This window comes from Enterobacter dykesii (assembly GCF_008364625.2).
Lineage (GTDB): Bacteria > Pseudomonadota > Gammaproteobacteria > Enterobacterales > Enterobacteriaceae > Enterobacter > Enterobacter dykesii.
In genome coordinates, this window is the sequence record NZ_CP126604.1 from 2,155,870 (window position 1) to 2,178,421 (window position 22,552).

Consider the following 22,552-nt stretch of genomic DNA (forward strand, 5'->3'; position numbering starts at 1 on the left):
ATTTCAGTGCGTAATTATCGCGCTGGACAGGACGTAGCATTATGAAGACACATCCACAGTACGAACCCTGGCTGCAGGGCATGCTCATCATCGCGAAGCATTACCGGCTGGATTTTTCCGCGGAGCATGTTCGGGTCACGATTAACCATGAAAGCCAGTCTCCGCGCCAGCTGGTGCTGGAGGAGATGGCGCGCCAGCTTGGGCTGGGGATGCGTGTGGTGGCGGCGGAAGCGGTATCCCTCGACCCGTGGCGTCTGCCGCTGCTGGCGGAATTTACCGGCGGACAAATCGCGGTCATTAACCGCATGGACAGCGAAGGCAACGTCAGCCTGCAGTTTAGCGGCGACGCGGGGCTGGAGACCACGCTTACGCGCGATGAGCTCGGGTCGCGGTTAAAGGGCCTGATGGTGGTGCGCCCGCTCGAATCCACGCCGGATGCCCGCGTGGACGACTACATCAAACCCTATGAGAAAAACTGGTTCTGGCAGCTGGCGCTGAAGGACTGGCGACGCTACAGCGACATTATGCTGGTGGCGCTGGTCGCCAACGTGCTGGCGCTTTCGGGCATGGTTTTCTCCATGCAGGTGTATGACAGGGTGGTCCCGTCACAGTCTGAAGCCACATTATGGGTGCTGTTTGGTGGCGTGATGATTGCCATCGTGTTCGAATTCATTATGCGCATGCTGCGCGTGCATATTTCCGACGTGGTGGGGAAACGCGCCGACCTGCGCATCTCCGAACGCGTTTTTGCCCACGCGCTGCGGATTAAAAACGGCGCGCGTTCTAAATCAACCGGATCCTTTATCGCCCAGATCCGCGAGCTGGAGTCGGTGCGCGAGCTCATCACCTCCACCACCATCGCGGCGATCTCCGATCTGCCGTTCTTCCTGCTGTTCGTCTTTATTCTGTGGATGATTGGCGGGCCGCTGGTGCTGGTGGTCCTGCTCGCCGTGCCGCTGCTGCTCATTCCTGGTCTGCTGGTGCAGCGCCCGCTGGGAAAACTCTCCAGCGAAGGGATGCGTGAATCCGCCATCCGTAACGCCACGCTGGTGGAAGCGGTGCAGGGCATTGAAGACATCAAGCTGATGCGCGCCGAGCAGCGTTTCCAGAACCAGTGGAATAACACCAACGACGTCGCCGCCAGCGTCGGCATGAAGCAGCGCTGGCTGACGGGCCTGCTGCTCACCTGGACGCAGGAGGTGCAGTCCATCGTCTATGCTGTGGTACTACTGGTGGGCTGTTACCTGGTTATCAGCGGCGACATGACCACCGGTGCGCTGGTGGGCACCTCGATTCTGGCGTCGCGCACCATCGCGCCGCTGTCGCAGATCTCAGGCGTGCTGTCGCGCTGGCAGTCGGCAAAAGTGGCCCGCAAGGGGCTGGACGATCTGATGCAGCGTCCGATTGACGATCCGCAGCACGGCAAGAAGGTTCACAAAGCCCACCTGCGCGGCGACTATGCGCTTGATGACGTCGGGTTTTATTACGACGAGGAAGAGAAACTCACCGTGCTCAACGTCAGCAAGCTGCAGATCCGCGCCGGAGAGCGCGTGGCGGTGCTCGGGCGTAATGGCTCCGGTAAAAGCACGCTGTTGCAGCTTCTGGCGGGCATGCAGGAGCCGCAGCAGGGCAGCATCCTGCTGGACGATATTGCCCTCAATCATCTGGACCCGGCCGACGTGCGTCGCGACATGCAGCTGCTCGGCCAGCAGGCCAGGCTGTTCTTTGGCTCCGTGCGGGACAACATCCTGATGGGGAACCCGCTCGCTACCGACGACGAGATTCACCAGGCGCTGGTCAACAGCGGCGCGCTGGAGTTCGTGCGCAAACAGAAAATGGGGCTGAACACCATCATCAACGAGGGCGGAACGGGCCTCTCCGGCGGTCAGCGTCAGGCGCTGCTGCTGGCGCGCGCGCTGATCGTCTCACCGAATATCCTGCTGCTGGACGAGCCTACTGCCTGGCTGGACGAGATGAGCGAGAAGCAGTTTATTCAGCATCTTCACAAATGGCTGGGTAAACGCCGGACGCTGGTTGTGGCGACGCATCGTCTGCCGATTCTGGACCTGGTTGACCGCATCATCGTGCTGGAAAACGGCAAGGTGGTGATGGACGGCCCGCGCGATGCGATCCTGCATCAGCACGGCATGGCGCCGCAGAAAGCCGCGCAGCGCACCGTGACCATGAAGCCAGCGGCGGTTGCAGAGGAGGGCGCGGCATGAATGATTTATCTCGTTTCAATAGTCGACTTAAGGAGCCACGTCTGCCGCGCTCGTCACTGGTGGCATGGTCGCTGTTCGCCCTACTGGCGGCGTTTATCATCTGGGCAAGTCTGTTCCAACTGGATGAAGTGACGACCGGCAGCGGCAAGGTCATACCGTCTTCTCATGAGCAGGTGATCCAGTCTCTGGAAGGCGGCATTATCCACAGCCTGCTGGTGCGCGAAGGTGACATCGTCGAACGCGGCCAGCAGCTCGCGCAGCTTGACCGAACCAAAACCGAGTCGAGCGTGCTTGAGAGCGAGTCGCGTCTGAATGCCGCGTTGGCAACGGCGGCGCGCCTGAAGGCCGAGGTGAACGATACGGAACTCGCGTTTCCGGACGAGCTGGATGACGACGTTGAGCTGGTTAAACAGGAAACGGCGCTCTACCAGTCCCGTCGTGAAAGCCTCGAAAAAGGGCTGGCCGGTTTGCGTCAGGGCGCCGAGCTGGTGCAGCGCGAGCTGTCGTTGACCCGTCCGCTGGTGACCCAGGGGGCGGCCAGCAAGGTTGAGGTGTTACGTCTTGAGCGACAAAAAAATGAGCTTGAGAATAAAATTACCGAGATGAAAAACCAGTATTACGTTCGCGCCCGCGAAGAGCTGGCGAAAGCCAACGCGGAGATAGAAGCCCAGCGTTCGGTGATGAAGGGGCGTGAGGACTCCCTGACCCGTCTGACCTTCAATGCCCCGGTTCGCGGGATCGTGAAGGATATTGACGTCACCACCGTGGGAGGTGTTATCCCGCCGAACGGCAAGCTGATGAGCCTGGTCCCGCTGGACGATCAGATGGTGGTCGAAGCGAAAATCTCGCCACGAGATGTGGCGTTTATCCATCCCGGCCAGAAAGCGCTGGTGAAATTTACGGCCTATGACTATTCCATTTATGGCGGGCTGGAAGGGGAAGTGACCATGATTTCTCCGGACACCCTGCAGGATGAGGTGAAAAGGGATGTTTACTACTACCGCGTCTATATCCGTACCGACAGTAACCATCTGACCAATAAGCACGGCCAGGAATTTCCGGTCTTTCCGGGCATGATTGCCACCGTTGATATTAAAACCGGCAGTAAAACCATCCTGGATTATCTGCTGAAGCCGCTGAACAAGGCGAAAGAGGCGCTGCGCGAAAGATAAGAGAGTGGCGTTCGGGATCCCGAACGCCACATTAATTATACCGTTGACGCCACGTTGTTAAGGTGGCGTCGTTCTTTAGGCACCACGTTGATGTAATGCGTGACATACGCAAAATATAAACCGGCATAGTTTTCCACCAGTTCGATAAAGGCCGGATAGATCGACATTTTTCCATCACCCCGATCTTTAAGATAGCCCGCCTCTTGCGCCGTTTTAATAATTCGGTTGACGTGGATGCGCGAAACGAAAAATTCTTTTGCGAGCGTGCTCGCTGAATAGTCAATGACGGCTCCGTGGGCGGATTTATTTTTCATGGCCTGCAAATAGATATAAAGCATAATCATTCGCCCTCCATCTTTATCAATAAACAACCCCACTTCAGGTAGCACCTTTCGGAACGTTAATCCCCGAAAAAGATATTCAGCCGCGCGGCGGAAGAAGTTGTTTCTCAAAATATCATTATCCAGCAGGTTTACATTAATATTAAAAGTCGGATAAAGAATGCTGACGGGCAAAAATGCCCCGGTCATATAACGCTTAAGTTCATTGAGACCTTTTTCAGTTGGCGCGATTCTCGTTTTGCGTCGGTCTTCCGTGCAGCGCCAGGTACTGATGCGTCCGGTAGTTCTCAGTATTGTAATGATCGCAATAACGCTGTTGGGGCTGGCTATTTTATAGCGAGAGCATAACTCTTTAATCTCTGAAACTGATTCGGCCTGATTTCCAAAAATAAAACAACACATGGAGAGGATAATGTTGAACCGGGATTCCTGCAGCATTGTCTTGTAGAACAAAGGTTGTTTTTTGTAGATGGTGTCATTAATTGTGTAGTGCTCTAAAATTGCCTCACCGAATCGCGGATTGCTCTTTATAACATCCCTTCGATGTAGCAAGGCCCTGGATGAGATGTGATTATCCATAGCATTTTTTCTCGTATTTGAATGAACCGATAGATGAAGTATCCAGTCTTCTTTTTCGGAATTTTCATTATACCCTGAGAATAAGATGTTTGCCGTTGTTATTTGCAAAGAAAAGTATATTTAAACGACGGTGATTAACGCAAAGATGTTCCTCTGAGTTCAGCTGATAACTGTTTCTTACCCTGAGGCTGTACTGTAAAATTAATGTTTATAACAGGTGCGTTAAATTTTACGCATTCACAAATGGAAATGGCGCCTTAGTGCCCAGGAGCAGTTTATGACCCACAACATTTCTCTCAGAAATAGGGTGTGCGATGAACAAAAGTTTGTCATCTCAGCCTGCGGTTTTACGTTCCAGGGATATCGTCTGTTCCTTAACCAGTACGGAATACAGGCTTCGCATATTCATTTTGATGGGGATGAGGCATCGCAACAGGATATGGAAAATATCCTTATAAATCAGAATGCTCATGTTGTGGTGTTTCTCGGAAAAGGTATCTTAAGTCTCCTGGAGAGCCTGAAGCGACTGGCGTCCGTGCTCAATGCGTTGCCCGTTATTCGACGCGTCACGCTGTATGGCGACATACCGGATGGCTGGCTATATCGCACCCTGGGCAGTCTTTTAAATAATAGTTATCAATTATCATTGATTCGACTAGCCCGCGTTTCGGATGTCGTCACTGGTTCTCATACGCACCATCATGTATTTAAGGAACGTTCGTACTTATTACGCGATCGCTACAGGGATAATTCTTCGCAAGACAACGTCAAGTGGCTAACAAAAAGAGAGATTGACGTTTTATTAAATTTCTACCGCGGCATGTCCGTAAAAGAAATGTGCGATGAAATGGGATTATCTAATAAAACGGTTTATACCCACCGTAAGGAAGGCGTGCTGAAATTACGCTTAATTAAGCGGTGGTTACACGATTCGCATAATTTCAATGCGGAAAGAAGTATCAAGCGGCGAAGTCAAAATACGGAGTTTACGGATAAGGAAGCAGAGATTTTTAATGCATTATATAAAAAAGAGATCTTCCCTGCTTATCAGATTATTACCGATCGTGACAAAAAAGGCGTAGGCTTTGAGATACTGATCCGCTGGAATAAAAACGGTAAAATTGTCAAGCCGGCCAGTTTTCTCACGGATATTTCAAACCATGAGATATGGTTAAAAATAACGGCGTTAGTCATCCATGCCGCCGTGTCCGGGATTAATAAGTATAACGGTAAATACTATTTTTCTGTGAATATTCCGCCTCGCCTTGCTTCCGGGAATGCATTGCCTGATATGGCAAAGAAAGCTATCGACATGCTGCTCAAACCGCAGTGGGCCGAGAAGCTGGTCTTTGAATTCGCCGAAGATATTGACGTGACGAAGGACAAAGGGATCCCAGAAACCATGCGGCATTTACGTAATACGGGGTGTCGATTGTTTCTGGATGACTGCTTCTCTAATCACCAAACCATGTTCCCGGTGCGGCAGGTGCATTTTGATGGACTCAAGCTGGATCGGGATATCGTTGAGCATTTTGTGGCAAACGACAATGACTATAACCTGATTAAAGCGATACAGATTTATAGCGACATGACCGGAACGGACTGTATTGCCGAGGGAGTAGACAGTGAAGAAAAATTTGAAAAATTAGTCGCGCTGGGCGTCAAAAACTTTCAGGGATATTATTTATCACGAGCCGTGAAAGAGGACGAGTTAGATCGCATGGTCAGAATTTTTAGTTAAGAAAAAAAATAAAGCCCCGAAGGGCCTTTTATTATTTTCGACCCAACAGCAGGCCGAGAACAATACCTACCGCACCTGCGGCGATGAGGCCGGTGAGGGGATTATTTCTGACAGCTTCAGTGACGTCGGAAACGGCATCGCTGGCCTGCGCGGCATATTTTTTAGCCGCACCTTTTACCTGATGCTTTGGTGAATCTACGAATTCACCGAACTGCTGCTGCGCTGAACCTGCAAGCTCATCAAATTTATTTTTTGCTTTATCTTCAGCAAACTGGGTGTTTTTATCAGTACCGAAATCAGACATTTTTGCCTCCTTTTGTTGATAATTTAAGGATAGCCGCTCTTTGTGGATGTGGGAGACGAAAGGTTAATTTCGGTACCCGGCAGGGCTGTTTTCGGATATATCTCTATACCGGGAACCCGTTATTTCTCACTGTCATCCTGACCATAATACAGTTTCCCGATGCGGATCAGCGGGCGGCCCTGAGACTTACGATGCAGGTTACTGTCCCTGAGCGAATAAACGCACCCGCAGTATTCCTGCTGGTAAAACTGCTCCCGCTTGCTGATCTCAATCATGCGAGAGGAGCCGCCCTGTTTACGCCAGTTATAGTCCCAGTAAACCATACCCGGGTAGCGCGCGACAGCACGCTGGCCGCAGTCATTTATCTGCTGCATGTTTTTCCAGCGGGAAATCCCCAGCGAGCTGCTTATGACGCTGAATCCATTTTCAGCCGCATAGAGTGCCGTACGCTCGAAACGCATATCGAAGCACATGGTGCAGCGGACGCCACGCTCGGGTTCCCATTCCATGCCTTTCGCGCGCTCAAACCAGTTATCGGTGTCGTAATCGGCATCAACAAACGGCACGCCGTGTTTTTCCGCAAAGCGAATATTCTCCTCCTTGCGGATGAGGTATTCCTTTTGTGGATGGATATTGGGGTTGTAGAAGAAAATCGTGTAGTCAATCCCCGAAGCCTGGATAGCCTCCATCACTTCACCCGAACAGGGGGCGCAGCAGGAGTGCAGCAGCAGCTTGTCGGCACCGTCTGGCAGGGAAAGTTGTGGGCGGATAAAAGGGGCTGTCGTCATGGCGTTCTGCACTATGTTTATGAAATTTATGGAAGGGTAGCATAAATTCATCATCTGTTGAGACGGGATCAGGGCAGGACAGAGCGATCCCGCCGGGCGGGATCTTCTCGGGTACCACGTGTCGCTATTCGGCAAATTTCAGCAGCGCTTCGCCATCAAGACGATAGCGTACCCATTCGGACTGCGGCAGTGCGCCTATGCTCAGGTAAAAATCAATGGCGGGCTGGTTCCAGTCGAGCACGCTCCATTCAAGACGGCCGCACTGTCGTCTCACCGCCAGCTGCGCGATATGTTTCAGCAGCGCTCTTCCCGCGCCTTTACCGCGATACTCCGGAGAAACATACAGGTCTTCCATATAAATCCCGTTGCGTCCCAGCCAGGTTGAATAGCTGGTGAAGAAAACGGCATAGCCGGCGATCTTGCCTTCATATTCCGCGATCAACGCTTCTGTCTTTGTGCCTGCGCCAAAGAGCGTTTCCCGGATCTCCTCCGGCGTGGTAACCACTTCTTCCGGCGCTTTTTCATACACCGCCAGCTCGTAGATCATGGCGTATATTGCTGCCGCATCTTCGGGGCGGGCCTGACGAATGGTGATGCTCATTGTTTTTCCTGCTTTTTAGCCTGTGTTCGATTGATGGCGTTAAGCATACGGAGTATTGTCCGAAGAATTAAGTGCAATGAAATCAACAAATGATGAATATTATGCATCCGGTACTGAGACGCCTTGATTTAAACCTGCTGCCCGTTTTCGACGCGATTTACCGCCACCGTTCCGTTCGGCTGGCCGCTGACGAGCTGGCGATGAGCACATCGGCACTGAGCCATGCGCTGTCGCGTTTGCGCATCACCCTTAATGACCCGCTCTTTTTTCGCGAAGGGCATCGCATGTCCCCCAGCGTGTATGCCTCTCAGCTTGCGCCTTCCATTGCTTCCGCATTGTCGTTCCTGAATCATGAGCTGACCCCGCAGCCGGAGTTTGACCCGGCCAGCAGTACCGAAAGCTTACAAATTGGGATTACGGACTTTACCGCGCTGTGCATTTTCCCGGCGCTGATGCACAAACTGCAGCTTGCGGCCCCGGGTTTGCGTTTCGAATTGCGCTATCTGCCGCACAGCCCGGCGCTGACGGAACTGCTGGCGGGCGAAGTGGATCTCGCGCTGGGGTTCAGCACTCAGGATGATATCCGGCACCCGGAGCTGGAAGAGATCGACTGGTTTGAAGATGAGTATGTGGTCATCAGCAACGCGCGCCGGACGCGTCTCGCGCTGGAGGAGTATCTCGCAGCCCGACACCTGGTGGTGACGCCATGGAATGAGAAGCAGGGTGTTCTGGACGTGCGGCTGGAACAGCTGGGCTATACCCGACAAATAGCGATCAAAACGCCATCGATGCTCAGCGCGCCGTTTATCGTAGCGGAAAGCGACCTGCTGATGGCGATCCCCCGTTTTGCCGCTGAGAAGCTGGCTGCGGCAGCGGACCTGAGGATTTTTCCTTTACCGTTTTCGATACGCACGTTTGAAGTGAAAATTTACTCCCATAAACGCAGCGGCCAGCGGGGCGCAACCCGCTGGCTTAAGGAGGAGCTGCAAAGGCTGGCGCAGGCTGGCAGGGAACCGTAGGCCGGGCAAGCGCAGTGCCGCCCGGCAGAAATGGCGGTCAATAAGGGATCGTCACTTTAACGGCAGGTAGATATCGGTTTGCAGCGCATGTTCTGGCACCTCGTGAATAAGGTTGAGGTAGTGGAAAAATACCGGGGCATCGCGAAGCGTTTCGCCGCTGGCCGGTAGCCAGTCGCGAAACATCGCCCACACCGTAGCGGAAATGGTATCCAGAGAACCCGTGTGGCGGGCTACGGCGTATCGTCCGCCGTCGATTTCGCCACTGCAAACCCCGAATTCATTTTCTGGTATCGCTTCAGAGATACTGCCGCAGATATCGAAACGAAAGGCGTCTGCGGGTGTGGTTGCCGGGTCATCCCAGGCAATGCCAAACGTGCTGCTTTCGTGTACTGGCGATAGGCCCGTGCTTTTACGCCAGGCAATAAATTTCGCCGCGCTGTCATTTACCCGATCCGGGTTGCCACGGTGCTGCAGCATTGCCACTTGGGTCTGTGGGAAATCGACAATCTTAATTTCCATCGTTTTTTGCTCCTGAAAGGTCATTTTCGGTACGCGCTGGTGCCAGTTCAGCCAGTCCGGCTGCTGCCGAAACTGACGCGGGCTTTTTCCAAACGCGTTTCTGAAGGCGCGACTGAACGATTCGGGGCTCTGGAAACCGGCATCGAGCGCAATATCAATCACCTTATCTTGAGGATTAAACGCCAGTCGCCAGGAAGCATGACGCAGACGCAGCCACTGGATATAGCGATATAAAGGCTGACCGCTAAACGCCAGAAACTGCCGGTGAAAATGATAGGGCGAACAGCAGGCTAACTCGCTGAGCTTCTCCAGCGTGAGCGGTTCATCGAGATGGCGGGCGATATAGTCGCACACCATCGTGAAGCGCTCGCGGTAGGCCGTTTTGATTGCATCGTTCATTGCATCCTCCTGATGACCCACTTTGCCTCACCGAACGGCCAGAATCCTGACCGATCTTGCTGATTATGGAGAGGTTATACTGGCGGCATAACGTTGTGCGGCGGCAATCGCATTGTCGTCAAATATACTGTTCAAATAGAAGGTTTACATCTCCAGGAAAGTTAAATACCATACCCCCCTATAGTATCTTAACGGAGGGCGTATGCCGCATTCACCCGAAGATAAAAAACGTATTCTTACTCGCGTCCGCCGCATTCGGGGCCAGGTTGATGCCCTTGAACGCGCGCTGGAGTCGGGCGATCCCTGTCTGGCCATCCTGCAGCAAATCGCCGCCGTGCGCGGGGCTGCCAATGGCCTGATGGGCGAAATGGTTGAAATTCACCTCAAAGATGAGCTGGTGACGGGGGAAACCACGCCGGATCAGCGAGCCGTACGCATGGCAGAAGTCGGCCATTTGCTGCGCTCTTATCTAAAATAAACCCACACACCTGACAAAAAGGGAAGACATATGAAATCTCGCGCTGCAGTTGCATTTGGTCCCGGCCAGCCGCTCAAAATCGTTGAAATCGACGTGGCACCGCCGAAGAAAGGCGAAGTGCTGATCAAAATCACCCATACCGGCGTGTGCCATACCGATGCGTTTACGCTGTCAGGCGACGATCCTGAAGGTGTTTTCCCGGCGGTACTCGGCCATGAAGGCGGCGGGATTGTGGTGGAAGTGGGCGAGGGCGTGACCAGCCTGAAGCCTGGCGATCACGTTATCCCGCTGTACACCGCTGAGTGCGGCGAGTGTAAGTTCTGTAAATCCGGTAAAACCAACCTCTGCCAGGCGGTTCGCGCTACCCAGGGGAAAGGACTGATGCCGGACGGTACCACCCGTTTCTCTTATAACGGCGAGCCTGTTTATCACTACATGGGCACCAGCACCTTCAGCGAATACACCGTATGCGCGGAAATTTCCCTGGCGAAGGTGAACCCGCAGGCACCGCTGGATAAAGTCTGCCTGCTGGGCTGCGGCGTGACCACCGGCATTGGCGCGGTGCATAACACGGCAAAAGTGAAAGAGGGCGACACCGTGGCGGTGTTCGGTCTCGGCGGTATTGGTCTGGCGGTGATTCAGGGCGCGGTGCAGGCGAAGGCCGGGCGTATCATCGCGGTCGACACCAATCCGGAGAAATTCAAGCTGGCGGGTGAAATGGGCGCGACCGATTTCGTGAACCCGAAAGATCACGAAAAACCGATTCAGGATGTCATCGTTGAGATGACCGACGGCGGCGTTGACTTCAGCTTTGAATGTATCGGCAACGTGAACGTGATGCGTTCCGCGCTCGAATGCTGCCACAAAGGCTGGGGCGAGAGCATTATCATTGGCGTGGCCGGTGCGGGCCAGGAGATTAAAACCCGTCCATTCCAGCTGGTCACCGGTCGCGTGTGGCGCGGCTCCGCGTTTGGCGGCGTGAAGGGCCGTACCCAGCTTCCGGGTATGGTGGAAGATGCGATGGTCGGCAAGATTCAGCTCGACCCGTTCATTACCCACCGATTGCCGCTGGAGCAGATCAACGACGCGTTCGATCTGATGCACGAAGGAAAATCCATCCGTACCGTCATTCATTTCGGCGACAAGTAACTCTTCTGCCAGCGGTTTTTCACCGCTGGCGTTTCTTTAATAATCTTCTCTAAAGTGTGACCAGTGCGGCGTTTTTAGCCGTAATCTAAATCTCTGCCGTGCCGATGACTATTTAACAGGCGTGTTTTTACGCATCTTACCTACAAGAGAGTCGACGGTCATGGACAACACTACTTCGATGCTGGCGCAGCGCAAGCTGGGCTTCTTGCATCACATCAGGCTGGTTCCGCTGTTTTCCTCCATTCTCGGTGGCATTATTCTTCTGTTTGCCTTGAGCTCGGGTCTTGCGGGGTATTTCCTGCTGCAGGCCGATAACGATCAGCAGGATGTCACATCCGAAATTCAGGTGCGTATGGGGCTGTCGAACAGCTCAAACCATCTGCGAACCGCACGTATCAATCTGATCCACGCCGGTGCGGCAAGCCGTATCGCGGAGATGGATGCGATGAAGCAGAACATCAGCGAGGCGGAAAAGCGTATTAAGCAGTCCCAGGAGAGCTTTACCGCCTATATGAACCGTACGGTGCGCACCTCTTCAGACGAAGCGCTGGACGCTGATCTGAAAGCACGCTACGACGCCTATATCTCGGGCATGCAGCCGATGTTGAAATTCGCCAAAAACGGCATGTTCGAAGCGATTATCAACCACGAAAACGAAACGGCGCGCCCGCTGGATGATGCTTACAACGCCGTGCTGCTGAAGGCGATTAAGATCCGTACCGACCGTGCCAATGCGCTGACGGCGCAGGCGCACAGCCGCACGCAGCTGGGCCTGATGTTTATGGTGGGCGCGTTTGCACTGGCGCTGGTACTGACGGCCATGACCTTTGTCGTGCTGCGCCGCACGGTAATCAATCCGCTGCAGCGGGCAGCGAAACGTATCGAGAATATCGCCAAAGGCGACCTGACGATGCCGGACGATGTGGCCGGGCGCAGCGAAATTGGCCGCCTGACGCGCGATCTGCAAACCATGCAGCACTCGCTGGAAAACACGGTGGGCACCGTACGTCAGGGGGCGGAGGAGATCTATCGCGGCACCAGCGAGATTTCTGCCGGTAACACCGATCTCTCTTCACGTACCGAGCAGCAGGCCGCAGCCATTGAGCAAACCGCCGCAAGCATGGAACAGTTGACCGCGACGGTGAAGCAGAACGCCGATAACGCCCATCATGCCAGCAAGCTGGCTGAAGATGCGTCCGGGAAAGCCAGCCGCGGCGGCCAGATGGTCTCCGGCGTGGTTAAAACCATGGGCAATATCTCCAGCAGCTCGAAGAAAATCTCGGAGATCACCGCCGTCATCAACAGCATTGCCTTCCAGACCAATATCCTGGCGCTTAACGCGGCGGTAGAAGCGGCGCGGGCGGGTGAACAGGGGCGCGGGTTTGCCGTGGTGGCAAGCGAAGTCCGAACCCTTGCAAGCCGCAGTGCGAATGCCGCAAAAGAGATCGAAAGCCTGATCAACGAATCGGTCTCGCTGATCGACCAGGGCTCCGGTGAAGTTGTCGCCGCCGGTAACACCATGAATGAAATCGTCGACGCGGTTAAACGCGTGACCGACATCATGCTGGAGATTGCCGCAGCGTCCGACGAGCAGAGCCGCGGTATCGTGCAGGTGAGCCAGGCGATTTCTGAGATGGATAAAGTGACCCAGCAGAACGCCTCGCTGGTGGAAGAAGCTTCCGCGGCGGCGGCGTCACTGGAAGAACAGGGGGCGCGTCTGACCGAGGCGGTTGGGGCGTTTCGGTTGAGCAGTGTAAAGCCGGGCCGCGCGGCGTCGTCTGCGCCGTTAGCGAAGAGCGCTCCGCTACGCCCGGCGGCGACGGTTTCCGGGGATAACTGGGAAACGTTCTGAGTTGCGCCACCAGATAAAAAAGGGACCTTTCGGTCCCTTTTTCACATCTTATTTCTTATCGGGCAACGCGTACGCGATAACGTAATCACCCCGATCCGGCGACTGTCGAGCGCCCCCGGCGTTGATGATGATGTACTGCTTACCGGTTTTCGGCGATACGTAGGTCATCGGGCCGGACTGGCTGCCGACCGGCAGGCGGTCTTTCCAGATCTCTTTCCCGGTGGCAGTATCAAACGCGCGCAGGTAGAAATCCTGCGTGCCGGCGAAGAACAGCAGGCCGGACTGGGTAGAGAGTGATGCGCCCAGGGTCGGCATACCGATTGGGATTGGCATGTGCATGCGAATGCCCAGCGGGCCGGTATCTTCCACCGTGCCGACAGGGACCTGCCAGACCAGCTTGCCGGTTTTCAGGTCAACGGCCGACATGGTGCCGAACGGCGGCTTCTGGCATGGAATGCCCAGCGGCGACAGGAAGCGTTCGCGCATCGCGCCGAACGGCGTGCCGTCCATCGGGACGATACCCATCTCGATGCCGCTGGCGTTTTTCGCCACGTTCGCGCGCGGCACCATGTAGTTTGCCAGACCCAGGCGCATATCGTTGACGAACATCAGGCTGTTGTTCGGGTCAACGGAGACGCTGCCCCAGTTCATCCCGCCGAGTGAGCCGGGGAACTGCAGGGAACGGTCGAGACCTGGTGGGGTGAAGACGCCCTGATGACGCATCTCTTTAAACTGAATGCGGCACAGCAGCAGGTCGACCGGAGTCGCGCCCCACATGTCGGATTCGGTCAGCGCCTGGTTGCCAATCATCGGCATGCCAACGGAATACGGCTGGGTCGGGGAGTAGCGTTCACCTTCCACATTACCGGCCGGGACAGGACGTTCTTCTACCTTCGCCACCGGCTTGCCGGTTTCGCGGTTAAGCATGAAGATCATGCCCTGCTTGCTGGTCTGCACCAGCACAGGCGTGGTGCCGCCCTTACCGTCGGGCAGGTCGTACAGCAGCGGCTGGGAAGGCAGGTCAAAGTCCCACAGGTCGTGATGGGTCGTCTGGAAATGCCAGCGCACCTGACCGGTGGTCGCGTCCACGGCGACGATGGAGGAGCTGTACTTATCGTCCAGCGCGGTACGCTCACCCGCCCAGAAGTCCGGGGTGGCGTTGCCGGTTGGCAGGTAGATCAGGTTCAGCTTAGCGTCGTAAGACATCGCGGACCAGACGTTCGGCGTGCCGCGGGTGTAGGTCTGGCCTTCCGGCGGCAGGCCGGTCAGGTTCGGATTACCCGGATCCCACGCCCACGCCAGCTTACCGGTGTGAACGTCGTAGGCGCGCACTACGCCCGGCGGTTCGCCGGTGGAGTAGTTATCCGCGACGCGACCGCCGACGACAACCACATTCCCGGCAACCAGCGGCGTGGAGGTCTGCTGATAATACCCGGGCTTGATCTCGCCCATGCCGACGCTCAGATCCACCGTGCCATGGTCGCCGAAGTCTTCGCAGACCTTGCCGGTATCCGCGTTGATGGCAATCAGGCGGGCGTCGGTGGTCGGCAGGAACAGGCGGCGAGGGCATGCCGCAGTCGGTGTTTCTGCCTGTGACGTTGTCACGCTGGAATGGTCTTCAAAATAGCCCAGACCGCGGCAGCGCTGCCAGTTAGGTGCCGTGGCTTTGGAATCGTAGCGCCATTTTTCCTTGCCGGAATCCACGTCCAGCGCCAGCACTTTACTGTATGGAGTACAGACGTACAGCGTGTCGCCAATCTGCAATGGCGTGTTCTGATCTTCCGCGCCGGAGCCGTTGCTCTGCGGAATATCGCCGGTGTGCGCAACCCAGGCGACCTTCAGATCGCTGACGTTTTGCTTGTTAATCTGGTCCAGCGCGGCGAAACGGTCGCCGTGGGTGGTATTGCCCCAGTGCGCCCAGTTCTTTTGCTGCTCGCCGGGGGCGACGGGTTTCACCGGAACGGGCTCGTTCGCTGCCACGAGGGTCTGCGGCTTAAACATCCAGCCCAGGCTGACCAGCATCGCTACCGCGAGCACGGCCGCGACGCCAAAAGCGGGAGCCTTGTTCGCGGCGCTGTGGTTTGCCGCGCGCAGGAAAGGCCAGACGATGGCGCAGAGGAAGGCCAGTACGGCAAAGGTAAACAGGCGGGAGAAGAGCGGCCAGAAATCCCAGCCCGCATCGCCTACCGCCCAGAACAGCGAGGCAATAAACGCGATGCCGTAAAGCACGATCCCGCTGCTACGGTTGAGGAAAATCAGGATCGCGGCAATCACCATCACCACGCCCATTATCAGGAAGTATCCACTTCCGCCTACGGTGACGAGCTTAAAGCCCAGCCCGCCGACTGCCAGACCGATGAGCAACATCAGTCCGGCAAGAAGCCACTGCAGGATACGCGGTATCCCACGTGGCGCGCTGCCAAATGCCATTTCTGTCTCCTTAAGATCCCCCCGTCGCGCTGGGTGTGTACCAGTTGGGTAATAAATGCGGAGGGAAGAATGATTAATACGGTTGAATTCGGGGTTGTAAAATTATTTACGAACCATTTGGTGAATTCGTCGCTATGATAAAACTGTTAAAATGTTTTGCGCAATTGTTAATGAATGATTTCGCATTAATTGATTAGGGCGCAGGACAATGCCCTCGCCCCGCTGGGGAGAGGGTTAGGGCGAGGGGAGAAAAGTGTCAGACCGGCATTGATTTACGGATAGCGCTCAGCAGCGTCTGCGCGCCCGTTGAAAGCGGCGTGTCTACGCGGGTCAAAATGCCGATAGGTTCACCGGGGCCAGGGGAGGTAATCGGCAGGGCGATCAGCGTTCCCTGGCGTAAATCATCTTTTACCGCGCCGGAGGGAACGAACCAGACGTAGTCATAATCCAGCGTAAGCTGGCGCGAAAGCGAGGCCGACAGCGTTTCGATACATCCTGACGGCAGCGTACATCCCTGCATTTGCAGCAAGGTTTCGGCGGTCTGGCGGGGAACGGTCCCTTTCGGGCAAACCACTACTGGCCACTCCATCACGCGGCTTAAGGTGACAGTGTCCTGCAGCAGGGGGTGATCGGGACGAACCACCAGCTTCAGGGACTCCAGGAACAGCAGTTCATAGTTGAGGCCTCCCATCAGCTCAGGGTCGGACATGCGACCGATACCGAGATCCAGTTCGCCTGATTTCAGCCCCGCGAGCAGCATGGTGTTATTCATGGTGGCGACCTGAATCGTGGTATGCCGCTGCTGCTTGTGGAACTGGCCGATAACGGGCGGAAGGATGCCCAGCGCCGCGGTAGGCAAAGCACCCACGCGCACCACCTCACTGGATTGCTCTTCTTTTCGGTGCAGGGACTGGCCTGCGGTATTGAGCGCATCCAGCACTTTAACGGCGTGCGTGAGGAACTGTTCACCCACGATGGTAAGCTGCGCCCCCAGCCGGCCGCGGTCAAAAAGACGGGCACCGGTCAGCTGTTCCAGCTCGTTGAGAGTTTTTGAGAGCGCAGGCTGGCTCAGGTTGAGAGTTTCAGCCGCACGCCCCAGCGTTCCCTGTTGAGCGACGGCCACAAATGTATGCAAATGGCGCAAGCGTATGCGCTGACTGAACAGACCATTTTTTTCCATAGGCGATGTTAAAAACAGAGCGATGCGGGTGACAAGTTAAGTTGTTTAATTTTGATAACCTGATAGCAAAATATTTTTAACATTTGATCTGTTTGAGTTACAACATGTTTTTTGGCAGGGGAATAAAAGCGAACATCCTTGTTCATTTATTGCTCATTGCGGAGGGGTATCGTTTACCGGTTTAGATCACGCCGTCACCGCCATCGGAACACCACACCTGGCCGGACGTAAATGAACATTCATCCGAGGCCAGCGTGACGTACAGCGGGGCAATCTCGACGGGCTGGCCCGGACGTCCCAGCGGGGTGTCGCCCCCGAACTCCTTCACTTTTTCCATCGGCTGTCCGCCGCTGGATTGCAGAACCGTCCAGTAAGGGCCAGGAGCAACTGCGTTGACGCGAATGCCTTTCGGACCCAGCTGTTTGGCTAAGGATTTGGTAAACACCGCCAGACAGGCTTTCGTCTGGGCGTAGTCCAGCAAAACGGGGCTGGGCTTCACCGCCTGAACGGAGGAGGTATTAATGATAACGGACGACGCTTTCAGGTGGCGCAGCGCCGCTTTGGTGATCCAGAACGGCGCGTAAACGTTGGTTTTAAACGTTGCGTCAAAATCTTCCGTGGTCAGTTCCTCAAGCGATTCACGGAACTGCTGACGGCCGGCGTTGTTGACCAGAATGTCCAGCCCGCCCAGCTTCGAGACGGCTTCTTCAACCAGATTTTTGCAGAACGTTTCGTCCCGGACGTCCCCTGGCAGCGCGACGGCCTTGCGGCCTTCCGCTTCGATCAGGTCGATGACCTCAGCGGCGTCTTTTTCCTCTTCGGGCAGGTAGTTAATGGCAACGTCAGCGCCTTCACGCGCATAGGCGATAGCGACCGCGCGCCCAATACCGGAGTCTCCGCCGGTAATCAGCGCTTTTTTGCCGGCAAGGCGGCCATGCCCTTTATAGCTTTGTTCCCCGTGGTCGGGTACGGGCTGCATTTCAGATGCCAGTCCCGGCGGCGTTTGCGGCTGTTCCGGGAACGGGGGCTGCGGGTAAGCGTTCGTACGTTGTTTAGTATCACTCATAGCTGACTCCTTAAGCCAAGGGGTGAGATTTGATGGATAACTGCAGCGTTAACGCTTCGCTGAATTATTTCTGCAAACGATCAACACGGACGACGGCAGGAGATGATTTTTTATCAAGCGAACCGTTGATACTGATCATCTGGTCGGGTTTTACCGTTCTGCCGTCGAAAACTGCCTGGGGAATAATAACGTCGATTTTTCCGGTTTTATCCTGAAATACAAACTTATCGCCGTTACCGTCAATAAGATTACCGCGTAATGAAATTGTCGCACCATCGTGCAATTCTTTTGCCTGTTTGATGGTCATAATACGCGCGTCGTCTGTTCCGCGATATCCGCTATCAAGCGCGTGGGGAGGCGGTGGCGCTTCACCTTTTTGTAAACCCCCGTTATTATCTGCCCATGCGGACGGAACCAGAAATATCAATAAGGCGGAAATAAGTGATAATTTCATCCGATATCCTTCATTTTGCGTGTCTTGACTTATTAAGTATTGTTGCTATTCCTTTATGTGGCAAATGTGATAAGTCCTAAAAACATTCGCGTTAGAAATCAAAATTATCTGGAAATAAGCGAAACGGTGACGATGGCCATGAAGCGTGAAAATGAAAAGTTACCCGGGATAGATGAGAGTTACCGTTTGCTGACGTTTGAATACGCGTTTCGTCAGGTGGGTTTTATTGTTCTGCTGGGTATTATCGTCGCGGCGATTGCCGGTCTGTTTTCCAGCGGAATGGTCAGCGACACGGTCAAAACGAATTCCGCTAAATCACTCACCATAGACTATGAACGCTTTGGACGACGGGAGACAGAGACGCGGATGGCGCTCGCGTTTCCGGTGCAGACCGAGGGGAAGTATGTCCTTAGCATGACCAGCGAGAGCAGCGATGCGTATGAGCCCGGCAGCGTCTGGCCGCAGCCGGACAGCATGTTCAGCCGTGGGAAGACCCTCTTTTTTGTCTATAACAACCTGAAAAAAACAGACAGCTTCTCCGTGTTACTGTTCACGACACCTTCCAGAGCCGGTAAATGGAACACCGTCATCCGCGTCAACAGCGAGCCGGAGATTAACATCTGGCAATTCATTTACCCCTAGGAGGCTGATATGGATATGGTCTTTCGCGCGCTGGCTATTTATCTGTTCCTCGTGGTGGTATTTAAAGTGGCCGGGCGTCGCGCGCTGCTGCAGATGACCAGCTTCGATCTCATCCTGCTCCTGATAATTAGTGAAGCCACGCAGCAGGCGCTTCTTGGACAGGATTTTTCCGTTACCGGCGCGATGATTACTATTACTACGTTGGTGGTGGTGGATATAATATTCGGCTTGATGAAAAAATATTTTTCCCCTGTGGAGAATATTCTGGATGGTACGCCGGTGATTCTGGTCGAGAATGGAGTGCCGTTAGCCGATAAGCTGAAAAAAGTCGACGTATCCTGTGATGATATTCTGGTGTCAGCGCGTCAAAATAATGGGCTTACAGAAATGAGTGAGATTAAATATGCCATACTTGAGCGCAATGGACATATTTCAATCATTCCTTTCGAGAAATAAGAGGCGGTAAGATGAGCAATCTTTTTCACGACAGTAATAATACCGTGGGTGAACTGACAAAAAAGCTGGCGAGCAAATTAACCGATCTCGGGCTTCGCTTAACCACCGCGGAATCCTGCACGGGCGGCAAGCTCTCGGTAGCGCTTTGCGCAGAGGAAAACACCGCCGAATTTTATGATGTCGGCCTGGTCGTGTTCAGCGATGAAGCCAAAGCGCGGATCCTCGGCGTGCGTCCTGAGACGCTTGAGCGGTTTACGGCCGTGAGCGAGCAGACGGTAACCGAAATGGCCGCCAGTATCCGCGACATCGCCCAGGCCGATATCAGCATCGCCATCAGCGGCTACGCGGGCCCGGAAGGGGGCGACGACGGCACGGCGGCGGGGACGGTCTGCTTCGCGTGGAATATACGCGGCGAGACGAAGACCCGCACCGTGCTTTTCTCCGGTGACTGTCAGGACGTGGTCGAAAAAGCGGTGCATTACTCGCTGGCTGAACTGGTAACAACGTTGTCGGACGGGAATAACGGATAAACTCACGTGGAGGTTCTATGGCTGTCATAGTGATTACCGGCGGGACGGCGGGCGTGGGAAAAGCCACGGCGCTGCACTTTGCAAAGGCGGGTTACGACGTGGGGCTCATCGCCCGCGATGAAGCCAGCCTGCACTCGACCCAGGAGGAGCTACGGCGCTTTGGCGTTAATGCCCACGCCGTGCAGGCGGACGTCGCCGACAGCCAGGCGGTGGTGGATGCCGCTAACGAAATTGAGTATCGCCTCGGCGCGATTGATGTCTGGGTGAACAACGCCATGGGGGCCGTTCTGGCGCCGTTTCGCACCCTTACGCCGGACGAGTTTCGGCGCGTGACTGAGGTGACGTACCTCGGCTACGTAAACGGCACTCGCGCCGCGCTTGAGCTTATGGTTCCGCGCGACAGGGGCGTGATTATCCAGGTGGGGTCCGCGCTGGCCTACCGTTCTATTCCGCTGCAGTCAGCCTACTGCGGGGCAAAAGCGGCGATCCGCGGGTTCACCGATGCGGTGCGTACCGAGCTGATGCATGAGAACAGCCGGGTTCAGCTTTCGATGGTCCAGATGCCGGGGCTCAATACCCCGCAGTTCGAATGGGCGAGGAACAAGTTCGCCTGGGCGATGCGTCCGGTGCCGCCGGTCTTTGAGCCTGAGGTGGCCGCCAGCGCCATCTTCAGAGTGGCGCAAAAGCCGGTGCGCGAGCTGTGGGTTGGCAGCAGTACCATCCAGTCCATCGTCGGGCAATTTTTCTTCCCCGGTTTTCTTGACCGGCTGATGGTGAAAAAGGCCTGGGAAGGCCAGATGACCGACGACCTCAACGCGCCGGATCGCCGGGACTATCTCGACCAGCCGGTTAACGATCTGCATAAAATCCATGGCCGCTTTACTGATGAGGCGAAAACCCGCGCGCCGTCCGTCACCTCCGGCATGCCGGGTAAGGTAGCGCTGGGCGCCCTCGCGGTGGCGGGGGTAGTGCTGACGCGTCTGATAACCCGCCGGAAACCGTAATCAGCGCAGCGCGCTACGGTGCGTCCAGAACCAGCGGTAGCCGTAGCCGCCAAGACTGAGCTGAACGGTTTTACCGCAAATCAGCGCATCATCGTAGCGCTTGTCCGCGAGACAGGCGGTCCAGGTGGCGTTGCGGATCCCCTTTGCGGTGAACTGCACCGGCTCGTCGCTGAAGTTAACGAAGGTCAGGATGCTGCGCTCGTCGGTTTCGTAATAGAGCCCCAGCACCGCGTCATCATCGATTGCGATAAGCCGAAAGGGCGCAACGGCAATTTCGGGGAACTCCGAGCGGGTAGTGGCAATATCGATGATCCGGTGCAGGAGCGAGTTGCGGTGAAGCAGCGAATCGGCGACGTTGACTTTGTGATAGCGGTAAGGGCCGCGGTCGATAATCGGCGCGATAAATTTTTCAGGGGCTGCCGCAGAGAAACCTCCTCCCTGTGACCCCGCCCACTGCATCGGGGTACGGACGGCGTAGCGCTCCTCCAGATCCAGGTCGTCCCCCATGCCTATCTCGTCGCCGTAGCGCATCACCGGGACACCCGGCAGGGAAAACAGCACCGCGTGGCAGAACGCCAGCCGCTTCCGATCGCCGTTGAGCATCGGCGCCAGGCGGCGGCGGATCCCGCGCTGATAGACGTTCATCTCTTTGTCAGGGGCGAAGGTATCGAGGACAAACTGTTTGTCTTTCTGACTGATGCCTTCCAGATCCAGCTCGTCGTGATTGCGCAGCCAGTTGGCAAAACAGCAGGAGTCAGGCGGGACGATCATCTTCTTCACCGCATTGCGCAGCGGGCGGGCGCTTTTGCGGGCCAGGCTGACGTAGAAATACTTGTTGAGCCAGAAGTTGAGCACCAGATTAAGGCGGTCGTTATTACCGAAGTAGTCCTGATAGGCCTCCACCTCAACGTCGACCTCACCCAGCAGGATCGCGTCCGGATTGCGCTGTTCGATAAGACGCCGCATATGCTCGAGGATCCACAGCCCTTTTTTTTCGTCACCGTTGCCTGCCTGCGTGGTGAGATGGGAGGCAGCATCGAGGCGAAATCCCGATACGCCCAGCTTGAGCCAGAAGAGGATGATGTTTTCAATCTCTTTAAGCACCGCGGGCGAGGTGAGGTTCAGATCCGGCTCGTGGCGATAAAACATGTGCCGGTAGTATTGTCCCGCCTCGTCGTCCCAACTCCAGATGCTCTTTTCCACGCCGGGAAACATGGGGGGCGTATCGTCCTCGTCGCTATCCGACCAGAGATAGTAATCACGATAGGGTGACGCCGGATTGCGGCGGGCCTGCTGGAACCAGGGATGCGCGTCCGACGTGTGCTGGATCAGCAGCTCGATAATGACCTGCATGCCCAGCTCGCGGGCCTGTTCGATAAAGGCGATGATATCGGCCAGCTTTCCGAAGCGGGGGTCCACCTGGAGGTGGTCGCTGACGTCATAGCCTTCATCGAGAAAAGGCGTGAGGTAAAACGGGGTGATCCAGATGACCGTCGCCCCCATGCGGCGAATATAGCGTAGCTTAGACGCTATCCCGGCGATGTCCCCACAGCCATCGCCGTTCAAATCATAAAATAGCGCGGTATCAATCTGATAAATGATGGCTCGTGTATGCCAGTCCGTCAT

At 55.5% G+C, this 22,552-nt stretch carries 21 protein-coding genes; 11 read left to right on the forward strand and 10 right to left on the reverse strand.

Features of this window, described 5'->3' with window-relative positions; all coding sequences use genetic code 11:
- Nucleotides 1–41: 41 nt before the first annotated feature.
- Together F0320_RS10370 and F0320_RS10375 are read left to right on the forward strand one after the other, a co-directional pair.
- Nucleotides 42–2,222, forward strand: a complete 2,181-nt coding sequence (locus F0320_RS10370) for a type I secretion system permease/ATPase (RefSeq protein ID WP_149323769.1) — start codon at nucleotides 42–44, stop codon at nucleotides 2,220–2,222.
- Nucleotides 2,219–3,394, forward strand: a complete 1,176-nt coding sequence (locus F0320_RS10375; protein ID WP_149323770.1) for an HlyD family type I secretion periplasmic adaptor subunit — start codon at nucleotides 2,219–2,221, stop codon at nucleotides 3,392–3,394. The genes F0320_RS10370 and F0320_RS10375 overlap by 4 nt, the downstream gene beginning before the upstream one ends.
- A gap of 35 nt (nucleotides 3,395–3,429) precedes the next feature.
- On the opposite strand, the gene F0320_RS10380 is transcribed toward F0320_RS10375, so the two are convergent.
- Nucleotides 3,430–4,314 carry a MarR family transcriptional regulator gene (locus F0320_RS10380; protein WP_149323771.1) on the reverse strand — a complete coding sequence of 295 codons (885 nt, stop codon included), beginning with the start codon at nucleotides 4,312–4,314 and terminating at the stop codon, nucleotides 3,430–3,432.
- Nucleotides 4,315–4,591: 277 nt separating this feature from the next.
- On the opposite strand from F0320_RS10380, the gene F0320_RS10385 reads away from it, so the two are divergent.
- On the forward strand, nucleotides 4,592–6,055 hold the full coding sequence (locus tag F0320_RS10385) for an EAL domain-containing protein (RefSeq protein ID WP_126328485.1): 1,464 nt from the start codon (nucleotides 4,592–4,594) through the stop codon (nucleotides 6,053–6,055).
- Between the two features lie 31 nt (nucleotides 6,056–6,086).
- On the opposite strand, the gene F0320_RS10390 is transcribed toward F0320_RS10385, so the two are convergent.
- The 3 genes from F0320_RS10390 to F0320_RS10400 form a co-directional block, all read right to left on the reverse strand.
- The gene (locus F0320_RS10390) at nucleotides 6,087–6,359 is read right to left on the reverse strand and encodes a DUF883 family protein (protein WP_047651242.1); all 273 of its coding nucleotides are present in this window, start codon (nucleotides 6,357–6,359) and stop codon (nucleotides 6,087–6,089) included.
- A 119-nt stretch (nucleotides 6,360–6,478) separates the two neighbouring features.
- On the reverse strand, nucleotides 6,479–7,147 hold the full coding sequence (locus F0320_RS10395) for an epoxyqueuosine reductase QueH (protein WP_126328486.1): 669 nt from the start codon (nucleotides 7,145–7,147) through the stop codon (nucleotides 6,479–6,481).
- Nucleotides 7,148–7,271: 124 nt separating this feature from the next.
- Nucleotides 7,272–7,748 carry a GNAT family N-acetyltransferase gene (locus tag F0320_RS10400; protein WP_126328487.1) on the reverse strand — a complete coding sequence of 159 codons (477 nt, stop codon included), beginning with the start codon at nucleotides 7,746–7,748 and terminating at the stop codon, nucleotides 7,272–7,274.
- An 89-nt stretch (nucleotides 7,749–7,837) separates the two neighbouring features.
- Here F0320_RS10400 and F0320_RS10405 point away from each other — a divergent pair, with 89 nt between their 5' ends.
- A complete protein-coding gene (locus F0320_RS10405; RefSeq protein ID WP_126328488.1) occupies nucleotides 7,838–8,767 on the forward strand; it encodes a LysR family transcriptional regulator in 930 nt (309 codons plus the stop codon).
- A gap of 51 nt (nucleotides 8,768–8,818) precedes the next feature.
- Here the strand turns inward: F0320_RS10405 and F0320_RS10410 are convergent, their stop codons facing one another.
- Nucleotides 8,819–9,685: an AraC family transcriptional regulator gene (locus tag F0320_RS10410; protein WP_126328489.1), complete on the reverse strand. Its 867-nt coding sequence runs from the start codon at nucleotides 9,683–9,685 to the stop codon at nucleotides 8,819–8,821.
- A 202-nt stretch (nucleotides 9,686–9,887) separates the two neighbouring features.
- Here F0320_RS10410 and F0320_RS10415 point away from each other — a divergent pair, with 202 nt between their 5' ends.
- From F0320_RS10415 to F0320_RS10425, 3 genes are all read left to right on the forward strand, one after another.
- Nucleotides 9,888–10,163: a metal/formaldehyde-sensitive transcriptional repressor gene (locus tag F0320_RS10415; RefSeq protein WP_003857256.1), complete on the forward strand. Its 276-nt coding sequence runs from the start codon at nucleotides 9,888–9,890 to the stop codon at nucleotides 10,161–10,163.
- Nucleotides 10,164–10,193: 30 nt separating this feature from the next.
- Nucleotides 10,194–11,312: an S-(hydroxymethyl)glutathione dehydrogenase/class III alcohol dehydrogenase gene (locus tag F0320_RS10420; RefSeq protein WP_032668253.1), complete on the forward strand. Its 1,119-nt coding sequence runs from the start codon at nucleotides 10,194–10,196 to the stop codon at nucleotides 11,310–11,312.
- Nucleotides 11,313–11,472: 160 nt separating this feature from the next.
- Entirely contained in the window at nucleotides 11,473–13,164 is a 1,692-nt protein-coding gene (locus tag F0320_RS10425; RefSeq protein WP_126328490.1) for a methyl-accepting chemotaxis protein, read from the forward strand.
- 48 nt (nucleotides 13,165–13,212) lie between these two features.
- On the opposite strand, the gene F0320_RS10430 is transcribed toward F0320_RS10425, so the two are convergent.
- The 4 genes from F0320_RS10430 to F0320_RS10445 all read right to left on the reverse strand — a co-directional run bounded on the left by F0320_RS10430 (nucleotide 13,213) and on the right by F0320_RS10445 (nucleotide 18,294).
- On the reverse strand, nucleotides 13,213–15,594 hold the full coding sequence (locus F0320_RS10430) for a glucose/quinate/shikimate family membrane-bound PQQ-dependent dehydrogenase (RefSeq protein WP_126328491.1): 2,382 nt from the start codon (nucleotides 15,592–15,594) through the stop codon (nucleotides 13,213–13,215).
- Between the two features lie 256 nt (nucleotides 15,595–15,850).
- Nucleotides 15,851–16,774 (reverse strand): LysR substrate-binding domain-containing protein, encoded by a 924-nt coding sequence (locus F0320_RS10435; protein ID WP_033145495.1) that lies wholly within the window; start codon nucleotides 16,772–16,774, stop codon nucleotides 15,851–15,853.
- A gap of 181 nt (nucleotides 16,775–16,955) precedes the next feature.
- Entirely contained in the window at nucleotides 16,956–17,840 is an 885-nt protein-coding gene (locus tag F0320_RS10440) for an SDR family oxidoreductase (protein ID WP_047651249.1), read from the reverse strand.
- 64 nt (nucleotides 17,841–17,904) lie between these two features.
- Entirely contained in the window at nucleotides 17,905–18,294 is a 390-nt protein-coding gene (locus F0320_RS10445; RefSeq protein ID WP_047651250.1) for a YdeI family stress tolerance OB fold protein, read from the reverse strand.
- A 138-nt stretch (nucleotides 18,295–18,432) separates the two neighbouring features.
- On the opposite strand from F0320_RS10445, the gene F0320_RS10450 reads away from it, so the two are divergent.
- The 4 genes from F0320_RS10450 to F0320_RS10465 are packed head-to-tail and all read left to right on the forward strand — an operon-like array spanning nucleotide 18,433 to nucleotide 20,926.
- On the forward strand, nucleotides 18,433–18,936 hold the full coding sequence (locus F0320_RS10450; RefSeq protein WP_126328492.1) for a hypothetical protein: 504 nt from the start codon (nucleotides 18,433–18,435) through the stop codon (nucleotides 18,934–18,936).
- 9 nt (nucleotides 18,937–18,945) lie between these two features.
- Complete coding sequence (locus F0320_RS10455; protein WP_126328493.1) at nucleotides 18,946–19,392, forward strand: DUF421 domain-containing protein; 447 nt, start codon at nucleotides 18,946–18,948, stop codon at nucleotides 19,390–19,392.
- Between the two features lie 11 nt (nucleotides 19,393–19,403).
- On the forward strand, nucleotides 19,404–19,922 hold the full coding sequence (locus F0320_RS10460; RefSeq protein WP_032657136.1) for a 2-oxo-tetronate isomerase: 519 nt from the start codon (nucleotides 19,404–19,406) through the stop codon (nucleotides 19,920–19,922).
- 17 nt (nucleotides 19,923–19,939) lie between these two features.
- Entirely contained in the window at nucleotides 19,940–20,926 is a 987-nt protein-coding gene (locus F0320_RS10465) for an SDR family oxidoreductase (protein WP_126328494.1), read from the forward strand.
- Here the strand turns inward: F0320_RS10465 and F0320_RS10470 are convergent, their stop codons facing one another.
- A complete protein-coding gene (locus F0320_RS10470; RefSeq protein WP_126328495.1) occupies nucleotides 20,927–22,552 on the reverse strand; it encodes an alpha-amylase family protein in 1,626 nt (541 codons plus the stop codon).